This is a genomic window from Chitinophaga sp. 22620 (assembly GCF_052044405.1).
Classification (GTDB): domain Bacteria; phylum Bacteroidota; class Bacteroidia; order Chitinophagales; family Chitinophagaceae; genus Chitinophaga.
On the sequence record NZ_JBQEMV010000002.1, the window covers coordinates 643448 to 656670 of the forward strand.

10 protein-coding genes are annotated in these 13223 nt (G+C 52.4%); 7 read left to right on the top strand and 3 right to left on the bottom strand.

The features are described from left to right. Positions 1 to 64 precede the first annotated feature (64 nt). Positions 65 to 556 carry a YkgJ family cysteine cluster protein gene (locus tag ACTJIK_RS12385; protein ID WP_440646668.1) on the top strand — a complete coding sequence of 164 codons (492 nt, stop codon included), beginning with the start codon at positions 65 to 67 and terminating at the stop codon, positions 554 to 556. Positions 557 to 583: 27 nt separating this feature from the next. Here the strand turns inward: ACTJIK_RS12385 and ACTJIK_RS12390 are convergent, their stop codons facing one another. Further along, complete coding sequence (locus ACTJIK_RS12390; protein WP_440646669.1) at positions 584 to 1840, bottom strand: MFS transporter; 1257 nt, start codon at positions 1838 to 1840, stop codon at positions 584 to 586. A 129-nt stretch (positions 1841 to 1969) separates the two neighbouring features. Between ACTJIK_RS12390 and ACTJIK_RS12395 the strand changes: the two genes are divergently transcribed. Together ACTJIK_RS12395 and ACTJIK_RS12400 are read left to right on the top strand one after the other, a co-directional pair. Beyond that, positions 1970 to 3151 (top strand): PQQ-dependent sugar dehydrogenase, encoded by a 1182-nt coding sequence (locus ACTJIK_RS12395; protein ID WP_440646670.1) that lies wholly within the window; start codon positions 1970 to 1972, stop codon positions 3149 to 3151. A 220-nt stretch (positions 3152 to 3371) separates the two neighbouring features. Beyond that, positions 3372 to 5510 carry a carboxy terminal-processing peptidase gene (locus tag ACTJIK_RS12400; RefSeq protein ID WP_440646671.1) on the top strand — a complete coding sequence of 713 codons (2139 nt, stop codon included), beginning with the start codon at positions 3372 to 3374 and terminating at the stop codon, positions 5508 to 5510. 71 nt (positions 5511 to 5581) lie between these two features. On the opposite strand, the gene ACTJIK_RS12405 is transcribed toward ACTJIK_RS12400, so the two are convergent. Continuing rightward, on the bottom strand, positions 5582 to 6532 hold the full coding sequence (locus tag ACTJIK_RS12405; RefSeq protein ID WP_440646672.1) for a LysR substrate-binding domain-containing protein: 951 nt from the start codon (positions 6530 to 6532) through the stop codon (positions 5582 to 5584). Between the two features lie 123 nt (positions 6533 to 6655). Beyond that, on the bottom strand, positions 6656 to 7876 hold the full coding sequence (locus tag ACTJIK_RS12410) for a hypothetical protein (RefSeq protein WP_440646673.1): 1221 nt from the start codon (positions 7874 to 7876) through the stop codon (positions 6656 to 6658). 171 nt (positions 7877 to 8047) lie between these two features. Between ACTJIK_RS12410 and ACTJIK_RS12415 the strand changes: the two genes are divergently transcribed. The 4 genes from ACTJIK_RS12415 to ACTJIK_RS12430 all read left to right on the top strand — a co-directional run bounded on the left by ACTJIK_RS12415 (position 8048) and on the right by ACTJIK_RS12430 (position 13210). Further along, positions 8048 to 8785, top strand: a complete 738-nt coding sequence (locus tag ACTJIK_RS12415; protein ID WP_440646674.1) for a glycosyltransferase family 2 protein — start codon at positions 8048 to 8050, stop codon at positions 8783 to 8785. Positions 8786 to 8788: 3 nt separating this feature from the next. After that, positions 8789 to 9580, top strand: coding sequence for an O-methyltransferase (locus ACTJIK_RS12420; protein ID WP_440646675.1), 792 nt, complete (start codon positions 8789 to 8791; stop codon positions 9578 to 9580). Between the two features lie 410 nt (positions 9581 to 9990). Then, on the top strand, positions 9991 to 12108 hold the full coding sequence (locus ACTJIK_RS12425) for a hypothetical protein (protein WP_440646676.1): 2118 nt from the start codon (positions 9991 to 9993) through the stop codon (positions 12106 to 12108). Between the two features lie 13 nt (positions 12109 to 12121). After that, positions 12122 to 13210: a hypothetical protein gene (locus ACTJIK_RS12430; protein WP_440646677.1), complete on the top strand. Its 1089-nt coding sequence runs from the start codon at positions 12122 to 12124 to the stop codon at positions 13208 to 13210. Positions 13211 to 13223: the final 13 nt, after the last annotated feature.

A 13223-nucleotide genomic window follows, 5' to 3' on the forward strand; every position in this document is an offset into this window, starting at 1 on the left:
GCGGGGTATTGTCATGGGATATTCATCTGGCCGGATATTGTTAGCTTTGCAGAAAATCAGCGGCATGACCGATCTACTCTCCGACTGGGAGAAAAAGGCGAAGGAACAGCAAAAGAGTTATAAACAATTTTTGCAGAAGATGCAGACCAAGAAAGGTAAAGGAGCGGAAAAGCTCCTGCCGGACCTGCATGAGGAGGCATTTGAGAAGATCGACTGCCTGCAATGCGCGGGCTGCTGCAAAACCATCAGCCCCCGGTTCAAAACGCCGGATATCAAAAAAGTCTCCAAATACCTGGGCCTGCGCGAGTCTGTTTTCATCGAAACCTACCTGCGGCTGGATGACGATGGTGATTACGTGGTGAAACGCAGTCCCTGCGCGTTCCTCGGCAGCGACAACTACTGCTCCATCTACGATGTGCGCCCCGGCGACTGCCGCAATTATCCGTATACAGACAGCGGCGAATTCTTCAAACGCCCCAATACCACGCTGCTCAACTCCACTATCTGCCCCGCGGTGTATTATGTGCTGGAAAGGCTGAAAGCAATGGTGGGGTAATGATCTGATACCTGAATATATTGATTATCAAGCCTTCAGCTCTAACTTCCGCATCGCCGGCGAAATAACATAAGTGGTGATCACCACGGCCAGCGTCATACAGCCGCCGAACACCACTGAACCCACCGGCCCCATGATCCTCGCAGCCACACCGCTCTCGAAAGAGCCCAGCTCGTTGGAGCTTCCCACGAAAATGGAACTAACCGAAGAAACCCTCCCGCGCATATCGTCCGGCGTTTTCAGCTGGAGGATGGTTTGCCGTATGATCACGCTCACCCCGTCCATCATACCGCTGAAGAACAGCGCAGCCAGGGAAAGCAGGAAGTTTTTGGATAAACCGAACACGATGATGCATAGCCCGAAGGCGAACACCGCGGCCAGCAGCTTAATGCCGGGTTTGGTGATGATAGGCTTGTAAGCCAGCATCAGCAGCGTGAGGAACGCGCCTACGGCCGGGGCCGCCCGCATGGCGCCGAAACCTGCGGGGCCTATGTGCAGGATATCGTTCGCATAGATCGTCATCATCGCCACCGAACCGCCGAACAGCACGGCGAACATATCCAGCGCCATCGCATTCAGCAGCACTTTGGTGTTCCACACGAACTTCAGCCCCTTGGCCAGCCTTTCTTTCACCGTTTCCCCAATTTCCTTGTAAAAAACGGGCTTGGGAGTGATCTGCAGGATGCAGAACAGCGCCAGCAGCACGAACCCGATCACCAGCAGCATGCTCCAGTGGATGCCCAGCCAGCCCATGCAAAGCCCGCCCAGCGCAGGCCCCGCAATGGCCCCGATCTGCCAGGCGGAAGTGCTCCAGGTAGTGGCATTCGGATATAAAGGCCTGGGAACAAGGAGAGACAGCAGGCTGAAGTTGCTCGGCCCCGTAAACGCGCGGATCACGCCGCCGCAGAATACGAGCAGGTAGATAAGCAGCAGCACCGTATTGGTAGGAATGCCGGCCATCAGCTGGTCCCAGGTGAGCAGGAACAGTCCCGTGCCGGTGAACAGGTAACCGATGATCGATTTGAGGATCATGCCTCTTTTTTCACGTTTATCTACGATATTGCCGGCGAACAATGCCAGGCTGATGGCGGGAACGAACTCCGCGAGGCCGATAAGCCCCAGGTTCAGCGGGTCGCGGGTGAGCTGGTAAACCTTCCATTCCACGATGGCGAATTGCATGGCCAGCGCAAATATCAGGGCAAAACGGATGACCAGGAAGAACCTGAATTCCTTATATCGCAGCGATGCATACGGATCATTCGGCAGGGTAGCGGCTTCGTCCAATCTGTCAGTTTTTTTATGCTGTCCAAAATTAAAGCTTTCCGGTTAAACAGTGCATGCTCCAGCGGTCAACTTTTTATAACAAGTATGCGGGCAATGTTTATTTTTATTGCATAAAATTCCAACAAACGTATGAAGCTAGCTCAATTATTATTGGCCGGGGCGCTCTTAGGCCCGGCAGCGGGGAACCTGCATGCACAAAAGGTAAACGTGCAGCTGGTGACCGACAGGGTGCAATCTCCCGTGTGTATGGCCACCCCCGCCGATGGCACCGGCCGTCAGTTCATTGTTCAGAAGGAAGGAAGGGTGTGGGTGATCGAGAACGGCCAGTTGCTGGACAAACCGTTCATAGATGTGAGCGCGGACATGGTGAAGGTGAACCCCGCCTACGACGAACGCGGCCTGCTGGGCATGGCTTTCCACCCGAAATTCAAGACCAACGGCAAATTCTACCTCTATTACAGCGCTCCCGTGGCCAACGCGGGCAAAGGGCTGAATCACAAAAGCGTGATCGCGGAATACCGTGTCAACAAAGCTTCAGACAACGTGGCTGTTCCTGCCACCAAAAGAGTGGTACTGGAATTCAACCAGCCCGAAAGCAACCACAACGGCGGTGATATCATCTTCGGCCGCGATGGCTACCTCTACATTACTTCCGGCGACGGCGGCGGCGGTGGCGACAAACACGGCGCGACCGGCAACGGCCAGGACCTGAACACCCTGCTGGGTAAGATCCTCCGTATAGACGTGAACGGGAACCCCTACTCCGTACCGAAAGACAATCCCTTTGTAGGCAAAGAAGGCGCCAGGCCCGAGATATGGGCGTACGGCCTGCGCAATGCATGGCGCATTTCGTTCGACAAGGCTACGGGCCGACTCTGGGCGGGCGATGTGGGCCAGAATAAGTACGAGGAAGTGGACATCATCACCAAAGGCGGCAATTACGGCTGGAGGATCATGGAAGGGTACCACGAGTTCAACGTGCCCGCGGGCGCCGATAAAAGCAAGCTCATCGCTCCTGTGCACGAATACGATCACGACGACGGCATCAGCATTACCGGCGGTTACGTATACCGCGGCAAAGCGATCCCCGCGCTGACCGGCAAATACGTGTTCGGCGACTACAACGGCAAAACCTGGACGCTGACCCAAAAGGGCAACAAATGGGAGCGTTCCGACCTCGTTTTCGGGAACAGGCCCGAAGGCAACCTGCAGTTACTGAGCTGGGGCCAGGACGATGCCGGCGAAATTTATATGCTGGTGACCATTGCGGGCGCCAGCAACAAGGGCGGCGTGTACAAGCTGGTAAAATAAAGTACGGACGATCGATTACGGGTTACGAATGGCGCAATGTTTGTTCCAGTGGTAACCAGTGAAGAAAAGAAGCACTTTTTTGCCGGTAACAATATGTTAAAATACGCTCCGTGGCTTCAGCCGTTGAACGCCCGCTGCGCGATAAGGCTTATATTTGAATAGAATTCCGGAACAACTGTTCGTAATTCGTAATTGATATTCTGTAATTGATCTTTGGGTTATGAAGATGAAACTGAAAGTGATAGTTCCCGCGATGCTGATCAGCATTTCGGCAGGCATATTTGCATTTACAAAAATCGCTGCAAAAGACGATCCCCCGGGCCGGTATGAAGCCATTATTTCCCTGGTAGGCCAGATCCTGAAAGAGGGCCATTACCAGCCGAAACCGATAGACGACGCGTTTTCCCGGGAAGTATTTGCCAAATACCTCAAAAACCTGGACGGAGAAAAGAAGTTTTTCCTGAAAAGCGATATACAAGCCCTCAAACCGCTTGAAACGCATGTGGACGATGAGCTCAACGGCGCATCGCTCGACTTTTTCAACCGCACCACTGAAATCATTAAAAAGCGCACAGCGGAAGTAGCCGGCATTTATCCGGAAATACTCGCCAAACCGTTCGATTTCTCGAAACAGGAAACCGTGGTGATAGACCCGGAAAGCCTGGACTGGCCGGCTGATGAAGCCGCCCGCAAGGAAGCGTGGCGCAAGTCGCTGAAATACCGCGCATTGGAGAAATACGCGGAACTGCTGGACCAGCGCGACAAAGAAAAGAACGGCAAGACCGACGCGGCGCTGGAAGCAGAAGCCCGTGCCAAGGTGAAAAAAATCTACGACCGGTATTTCGACCGGCTGAAGAACCGCACCAAGGAAGACGACCGCTTTTCCCTCTATGTGAACGCCATTACCACCACCATGGACCCGCATACCGATTACATGCCTCCCATCGAGAAACGTTCCTTCCAGGAATCCATGGCCGGCAAGTTCTATGGCATCGGCGCCCAGTTGCGGGAAGAAGAAGGCCGCATCAAGATCGTGAACATCGTGGCCGGCAGCCCTGCCTGGAAAGATGGCAGGCTGAAGGCGGATGACGTGATCCTGAAAGTAGGCGAAGGCAACAAGGAACCGATCGACGTTGGTGGATATGCCGTTGAAGAAGCCGTTACCGTTATCCGCGGTACCAAAGGCTCCGAAGTGAAGCTCACCGTAAAAAGCGTGGACGGTACCACTAAAGTAGTGAACCTCATCCGCGATGAAGTGAAGCTGGACGATACCTTCGCCAAATCAGCCGTTATCAATGGCCCGCATAAGATCGGCTACATCTACCTGCCGGAGTTCTATGCGGACTTTACCGACCGCGAAGGCGCATTCTCCTACGATGATGTGGCCGCGGAAATAAAGAAACTCAAAGATGAAAAAGTAGAAGGCATTATTCTCGACCTCCGCTTCAACGGCGGCGGCTCACTGCCCGACGTGATCAAGATGGCCGGCCTGTTCGTGCCTGAAGGCACGATGGTGCAGGTACGCTCCCGCGGCGGGGAAATACAGCAGCAGAAAGACCGCGATAAATCCGTGCAGTACGACGGCCCGCTCGCCATTATGGTGAACGAGTTCAGCGCTTCCGCTTCGGAGATCATGGCGGCCGCTATGCAGGACTACAAACGCGCTGTGATCATCGGCAGCCCCAATTCCTTCGGGAAGGGCACCGTGCAGCGCCTGCTTGAACTGGATAATTTTGTGCGCGGCGACCTCGGCGGCAGCCTTGGCGCCATCAAGCTCACCGTGCAGAAATTCTACCGCGCCAACGGCGGCTCCACCCAGCTGAAAGGCGTGGAATCCGATGTGGTGCTGCCTTCGCCTTACTATGAAGTGGGCGAGAAGCGCGACAAGGATGCCCTGAAATGGGACGTGATCCCCAAAGCCAATTACGAAGTATGGCAGGACCCTGTGGACGTTGAGCCGCTGAAACGTAACAGCGCACAGCGTTTGGCCAGCAACGAAGCATTTAAGATGATCAATGAAAATATCGCCACCCTCAAAAAACTGGATGAACAGAAGACCTATCCGCTGGACGTCACCAATTACAGGGCCGATATGAAAAAGAACGCCAACGCTTCCAAACGTTACGACGCCGTGAACGACAAAGTAGCGCCGCTGAATATCACCAGCCTGAAAGTGGACATGGCGAAGATCCAGAACGATACCGTGAAAGTAGCCCGCAACAAGGACTGGATCAAGGCGCGTTACAAAGACCCGTACCTGAGCGAAGCGGTGAACGTGATGAACGACCTCATCATGCAAACCAGCTTCCCGAAACTGAAGAATAACTATACAGACGCCAAAGTGCCTGCGCAAAAGTAGGAACGGCATAAAGGATAATAAAAAAGGGTAAAGCAGCTGCTTTACCCTTTTTTATAAGTATTTGTTCCGGCTCAGGATTTATCCAGCGTAATGTCTATCACTTTCCTGGTTTTCTTCGCCTTCATCTTTTCCGGCACATGCGCCAGGATTTCCTTCTTAAACGCCTCAATTACGGCCTGTTTGATGAAATAGCGGTGAGTGACCAGGCTGATCTCCCTGACGGGCTCAGGCGCCTTAAAAAAGCGTACCATGTTCATTTGCTTGGCGCTCAGGTCCTGGAGAGACAGCTCGGGCAGGATGGTATACCCTTCATTCAGCTCCACCATACGTTTGAGTGTTTCCACGCTGCCGGTGTTGTATTCCAGGTTCTTGAACTCGCCCATGCTGAACTTGTCGCGGCAGATATTTAGCACCTGGTTGCGCATGCAATGGCCTTCGTTCAGCACCCATATGTCCTTGGTTTCCAGGTCTTCCGGCTGGATGAGCTTTTTATCGGAGAGTTTGTTGCTTTTGGCGGCGAATATCACGAAGTTCTCGTAGAACAGCGGGTGTTCCTCCAGGTGCTGGTTGTTCAGCGGGGTGGCCAGCAGCCCGCAGTCCAGCTGCTCCTGCCGCAGCAGCTGTATGATCTGCTCGGTGGAGTATTCCCAGACCTCCAGCTTCACCTTCGGGTATTTTTTCATGAAGGAGGTGAGCACGCGCGGCAGCAGGTAAGGCGCCAGGGTGGGGATGATGCCTACTTTAAGGATACCCTGCACTTCCTTCTTCTGGTCCGCAATGATCTCGCGGATGCGGGCGCTCTCTTTTAATATTACCCTTCCCTGCGCGATCACCGCGGTGCCGATCTCCGTGGGCACGACGGGCAGCTTGCTCCTGTCGAATATCTTCACGCCCAGCTCGTCTTCCAGTTTCTGGATCTGCATGCTGAGGGTAGGTTGTGTAACAAAGCATTTTTCCGCGGCTGTAACAAAGCTCCTGTAGGTGTCCACTGCTACAACATATTCTAATTGTACCGTAGTCATATCGTCAAAGTGATAATAGTTGGAATCAATTGCAAGTTAGGATAGTATAGGTAATTTCTATAAAAAGAATTACGAACGGGTATGAGCCGTTCGTAATTCCGCTTGGGGTGTACAATGAATATTTTAGAATATCCTGTATCTGTATTTGATCTTGTCTACGTTCAGCGTCAGCTCCCGCATATTGATGGAAGCCTGTATCTCTTTCACGGCATCGTCCTTCAATGCGCGGAACTCCGCCTGCTTGGCTTCTACGATGGGCCTTTCCGCCAGGGCATTGTCCTGCGCGAGGCGCAGGGAGTGGTTCACCTTGGTGTAGTAGGAATCCAGGAGGCTGAAATATTCGTTATAAAGGTTCTCGAAACGTTTGGTCTGCAGCACAAGGTCTTCCAGCTGGTTGTTGGCTTCCTTGAGGTTCGGGTTATCCCGCAGCAGCGCTTCGTAGTTGATCTTGTTATTTTTTGTGTACTGCGTTTCCAGCTTCTGGAAAAAGTCGATCACCTTGTCTTTCCTGAAATCAATAAAATAATCATTCAGCGATTCCGCGATGGTTTTGTTGCCGCGTGCGGGCAGGGGCATTTTCAACACGTTGGACGTAAAGGCCAGGTGGTCGTACATATTGTCCTGCAGCAGGGAAAGCTGGTCTTTATTGAAGTTCAGCCCGAATTCGAATTTCTGGTTCGCATCGTTGAGCGCGGTGTAATAGATCACGTATTTATTCAGTTCCTTCTCGAATTCCTGGAGCAGCTTGTGGTTGATGGCCTTGTTGCTCTGGCTTACGCTGTGCAGGAAGTTCATCACCGAGCTGGCGATGGCCAGCGGCGGCGTGAGGGAGGTGAAGCTCTTGAATATCGGGCTGTTGATGATGGATTTGGTGGACTCCACCAGCTTGGTGTTCCGCTCGTTCTTGTCCGATTTCCCTTTCAGGATGATCTTTTCCACCAGTTCCACCACGCGGTCGCTGAGGGAAAAGCCAAGTTCCTTGCTCTCCGGGTTGTTGAGCGAGGTGATGAACACGTCCAGGTTGCTGGTAGTGGTCCTGGACTTAAGGTCTATTATCTTTTTGTTAAGGAGATAGTAGGTTTCTGATGCCTGGATCAGGTTGTTTTTGATCAGGTCGTATTTGGTGATGTTGTCTAATTCCCTGCCGAGCGAGAGTTGTTCGATGGCTTTGGCGTTCTGCTTATCACTGTCTGCCACCCGCTGAAGATCATCCATGATCTTCTTGATAGTGGTGTCTGCAGTGCGCACCGGCGGCGGTTTCACCTCCGGGTCCTGCGCAGCGGCAGTCATCGTCACAAATCCCGTCAACAACAGCGGCATCATCCATCTGATTAGCTTGAGCATGCTTGAATGTCCTTTTTTATGTTAAGAAAACCTTAAAGAAAATATAATGCCAAAAATTCTCCAAAGGACAAAGATAACATTTTTATCTACTGCATAACCCAAAGGACAGTAAAAGCAACGAAACGTATTAGGAGTATTTTTATACCTTTGCCGCTCAAAGACCCTATATTCATGCTGAACAACAAAAAGGTGGTCGTAGTACTGCCTGCCTACAACGCAGCAAGGACGCTGGAAAAGACCTACCTGGAAATACCTGTGGATGTAGTGGATGAAGTGGTATTGGTAGACGATTGCAGTAAGGACGACACGGTAGAAGTGGCCCATCAGCTGGGCATCCGCCACATCATCCGGCACGATGCCAACAAAGGCTACGGCGGCAACCAGAAATCCTGTTACACCAAAGCCCTTGAGCTGGGAGCGGATATCGTGATCATGGTGCATCCTGATTACCAGTATACGCCCAAGCTGATCACAGCCATGTGCAGCATTATTGCCAACGGCGTGTACCCGGCGGTGTTCGCGTCCAGGATCCTGGGCAACGGGGCTTTAAGAGGCGGCATGCCGTTGTATAAATATTTTTTCAACCGTATGCTGACCTTGTTCCAGAACATATTGCTGGGGCAGAAGCTGAGCGAATACCACACAGGTTACCGGGCTTTTTCGGCGGAGGTGCTGAGGGATATCAGGTACATGGCAAACGACGATGATTTTATTTTCGATAATGAAATGATCAGCCAGGTGTTCATGAAAGGGTACGAGATCGGCGAGGTGACCTGCCCTACGAAGTATTTCGAAGAGGCGTCCAGCATCAACTTTGCGCGCAGCAGCAAATACGGGCTGGGAGTGCTCCGGGTTTCGGTACAGCACCGCATGCATAAATGGGGATTGATCAAGGCTAAAATTTATTAAATAGTGAGTGTAAGGCACCAGGCGGAATTGGCAAAAAAATATATCCGTTATTATTTTTCGGCGGGCAACCGGCACAGCGTGCATTCCCCTTTCGTATACACGCTGGTGGAAGAAGTATTGAACAAACGCGGACCCCTTGCGGCATATGAACCCATTGAAGCGCTGCGCGCAAACCTCCTGAAGAGCAGTGAGGTGCTGAACGTAACGGACCTGGGCGCAGGCTCGCTGATGGGCGCCACCAACGTCCGGAAAATAAAGGATATCGTAAAACATGCCGCCAAGCCGCCGAAGTTCGGCCAGCTTTTCTACCGGCTGGTGCAGTATTTAAAAGCCGGCACCGTGCTGGAGCTGGGCACTTCCATGGGCCTTTCCACGGCTTACATGGCCTCGGCGGGCGCCACCGTTCACACCATCGAAGGCTGCCCGAATATTGCGGCCCGCGCAGCGCAGAATTTCCAGTCGCTCGGCCTGCGGAACATCCATCAATACGTGGGCAATTTCGATACGGAGCTGTCCAAAGTGCTGCGGCAGATCCCTTCCCCCGACATTGTGTACATAGACGGCAACCATCGCGAAACCCCCACGGTGCAATATTTCCTCGAATGCCTCCCGTACCTCAAGCCCAGTTCTCTCCTCATCTTCGACGATATTCACTGGACGGAAGGCATGGAGCGCGCCTGGGAAACCATCAAAGCGCACCCGGCCGTCACTACCTCCATCGACCTGTTCTTTATCGGGCTGGTGTTTGTTAGTCCTGATTTTAAGGAGAAACAGGCGTTTGAGATCAAATTTTAACGGCGTTCAAAACATCTGATATTTTTATTTCTTTTAAATTATGAAAATTAGAATGTTTTGTTTTATTTTGTCCCCGGACGAAAACCAGTAAAAAATTTAACTATACCTGAATCTGGAAACCAGTAAGTAGCCAAAAAATATAAGTTAGACCCGATTCCCGTGCCTTAGCCCGCTAATTGCTTGTATTTTATTCAACAGCCACAATAACGTTTGATTTGAGAACCCTTGGTATTCTTATACTTATGATATCCGCATGCCAGTGCTGTGCCCAGTCGTTTTTACGTACGGTTTCCCCCGGGAAGCCTGTGGATACGGCAGGAGGGTACTATTACCGAATAAAAGACAGCAGTTTTGCCCTTATACCTGCAGGTACCTGCAAGGGGGTAATGTTGTTGCCGGTATATCATTATGTGTTAAGCGAAGATACCGTAACAGGCGTCCGCATCCGCGAGCCACGCAACAATGCAGCGGCCTTGCCGCCCGCGAAAAAACCGTTCCTGACAGTTCATGGCAATGTGATGTACGATTTTTATTACCAGTCCAATGCCGACACGCCTTTTATCGAAAAAGAAATTTACCAGCATACCGTGCAGACCACGCTGGATATTACCGTGCGGGACCAATACCCTCTTCATCTCACCTTCAGTACCAGCCAGAGCAATTCGAGCCTGCTGCGGGATATTACCGGCATGAATTTCCGGTACAGCAGCCGCGATCTGAAAAATTCCATTCTTCAGAAGGCCAATGCCTGGGATGCGGGCCGGCAGCTGCAATGGAAGGAGCTGGATGGCATGAAGACGAGGCTGAATGAAAAACGGGATTCACTTTACCGCCTGAAAAGCTGGTTTTCCGCTCCTTCACAAACACAGCGGTTAATAGAAGCGAGAGAACGGGAGCTGTACGGCGTGAAGGATGTAAAAATGCCTGGCCTGCCCGGCAAATGGCCGCTGCCGTTGAAAGGAGGACTGAGGGATCACAAGCCGAAGCTACCGGTGAAAGACAGCAGCGTGCAGCAGATAGCAAAAGAATACGAAGCAAGGAAAGCAAAGATAGATTCGCTGGAAAAAGAGATCATGGTACTGGATCAACGGTATGGCCGGGCGCTCGCGAAGCTGGGGATGAAAAAGGAGAGCCTTTCCAAAGTGCTTACACAGCAAATGAGCACGAAAGAGCTGACGGACCGGCTGGAAGCTATGAACCTGCCTGACAGCGTATTGCCGCGTGGGTATAAGCCTTTACTGGCACTGCGTTCGGCGGGTATCGGCAGAACCATGGTGGATTATTCGGAATTAACAGCCAGGCACATCAGTATCATCGGCGTACAGGCTGAATTTAATCCTTCCTGGTACTTTGCTTTCGGCTCCGGTGCAGTGGATTACCGGTTCCGTGATTTTGTGGTGAACACGGGACGCAGCAGGCAATATCTGAATATAATCCGCGGCGGCTACGGCATGCGCGACGGCAACAATATCATTCTCAGTTATTACACCGGGAAAAAACAAGCTTATAATTTCAATGCCTCAACGGACCCGGCCATCAGCGTGCCGGATAACCGGATCATGGGGGTTGCGCTGGAGGGCCGCTGGCAGCTGGACAGGAATACTTACATCGTTGGCGAAGTGGCCAAATCGAGCCTGCCGCAGCACGAACGCGTTGCGCACCAGCAGGGGATGATGGGCAGCATGTTTACTTTGAAGGAGCACAGTAACCAGGCGTACGCCCTGTCTGCCAGCTCTTTTATTCCTTCCACGGGCACACGCGTTACCGGCATGTACAAAATGATGGGCGCCAATTTCCAGTCCTTTAGCCTGTACGCTTCCGGGTCTTCACAAACCGGGTGGATGGTGAAGGTTGATCAGCCGTTCTTCCGGCAGCAGCTAACGGTGTCTGCATCCGTGAGAAAGAACGCCTTCAACAGCATATTCGAAAGCGCCAGTTACATGAGCAGCACCGTGTTCAAAAGCATACAGGCCACTTTCAGGAGAAGGCACTGGCCGGTAGTATCGCTGGGTTATTTTCCCAGTTCGCAGCTGATCAAAACAGGGGAAGACAAGTTCATGGAGAATATGTTCTACACTATGGTGGGAACGGTGAGCCATTTTTACCAGTATCGTGGAATGAGTATGAACACCATGCTATCCGGCACCAGGTTCTACAACCGGCAGGCAGACAGCAGTTTTGTGTATTTCAACAGTACCAACATAGTGCTGCAGCATAGTGTTTTCCTGGGGAGGCTGACGTTGAACGGAAGCGCGAATGTGGCATCCAACCAGGATTATGCTTTATATGGCGGAGATGCCAATGCTTATTACAAAGTGCGTAAATGGCTGGATGTGGGCGGCGGCCTGAAATACAATTACCAGACCGTTTACCGCCTGCGGCAACTGGGCTATACGGCGAATATGAGAGTGGAAGTGCCGAAAGTGGGAGAATTTATGCTGATGGCTGACCAGGGTTTTGTGCCTGGAACAGACCGCAGGCTTGTGCCCAATAAAACGGGGCGGCTAACCTATACCAGAATTTTTTAAAAGACATATAATAATGAAAAGAACCCTATGCCTGGTAATGCTTTTACTGGCCCTGCGCGCTGGCGCGCAGGTGAGCATGATGCCGCAGGTGCCCCCGGCGGGCGTGATATTAAAAGCACAGCTATGGAATATTCTGCTGGTATCTGCGGCGGACCGCCCGGTGAAAGTGACCATTACCCTCCGCCTGCTGGATGCGCAGCAGAGCCAGCCGCTGCTCACGGGTATCACTAAATCCATCGTGCTTGCCAAGGGAGCCAAACAGCTCCAGGCGGCAGATGTGATGCCGGTTCAGTACGAATATCTTTCACCCAATATAGACCGCAGCGTGAACGGCTTTCTGCCGGCAGGGCAATACACGGCCTGCTACAGCCTGCATGTGGAAGGTGGTAAAGACTATAACCACCGGGAAGATTGCATTCCTTTCACGATAGAGGCGGTAAGCCCGCCGATGCTGAACCTGCCGGAAAACGGGGCAGTATTGGAAAGCCGCCAGCCGCAATTCACCTGGCTGCCGCCTGCGCCGGTGAATCTTTTTTCCCAGCTCAATTATGAAATGCTGCTGACGGAAGTGCACAGCGGGCAGCCCGCCCCGGAAGCCATCCAGCAGAATCTCCCGGTGCTGCGGCTTACAAGACTGCGGGAGAATTATGCCAACTATCCTTCTTCTGCTGTAAAGCTGGACACAGGGAAAGTGTACGCATGGTCTGTAATAGCAAAGAACGGGGAGCAGTTTGCCGCGCAAACGGAGGTCTGGACCTTTACCATTACCACACCCAAAGCCGGCCATGGCAGCAGCAATACCGTGTACACCCGCCTCAGGCGCGAGCTGGACGGGAACGTGCTGTATGCGGCGCGTGTGCTGAACGTGGATTATACCAACGAAACGGCGGACAGTGCAGTGCGTTATGAAGTGATCGCGCTGGAAGAAGGGAACAAAGCAGTGCATACCGGCACGCTGGAGCTGAAGAGGGGAGGCAACCGCCTGGATGTGGCCATACCCCAGCGGGTGAGCCTCCGGAAAGGCGCCAGCTACCTGTTTCGCCTGCTGAATGGCAGAAGTGAATATTGGCAGCTGAAGTTTGTTTATCAATCCGAAAAATAACCTGTACCTGAAA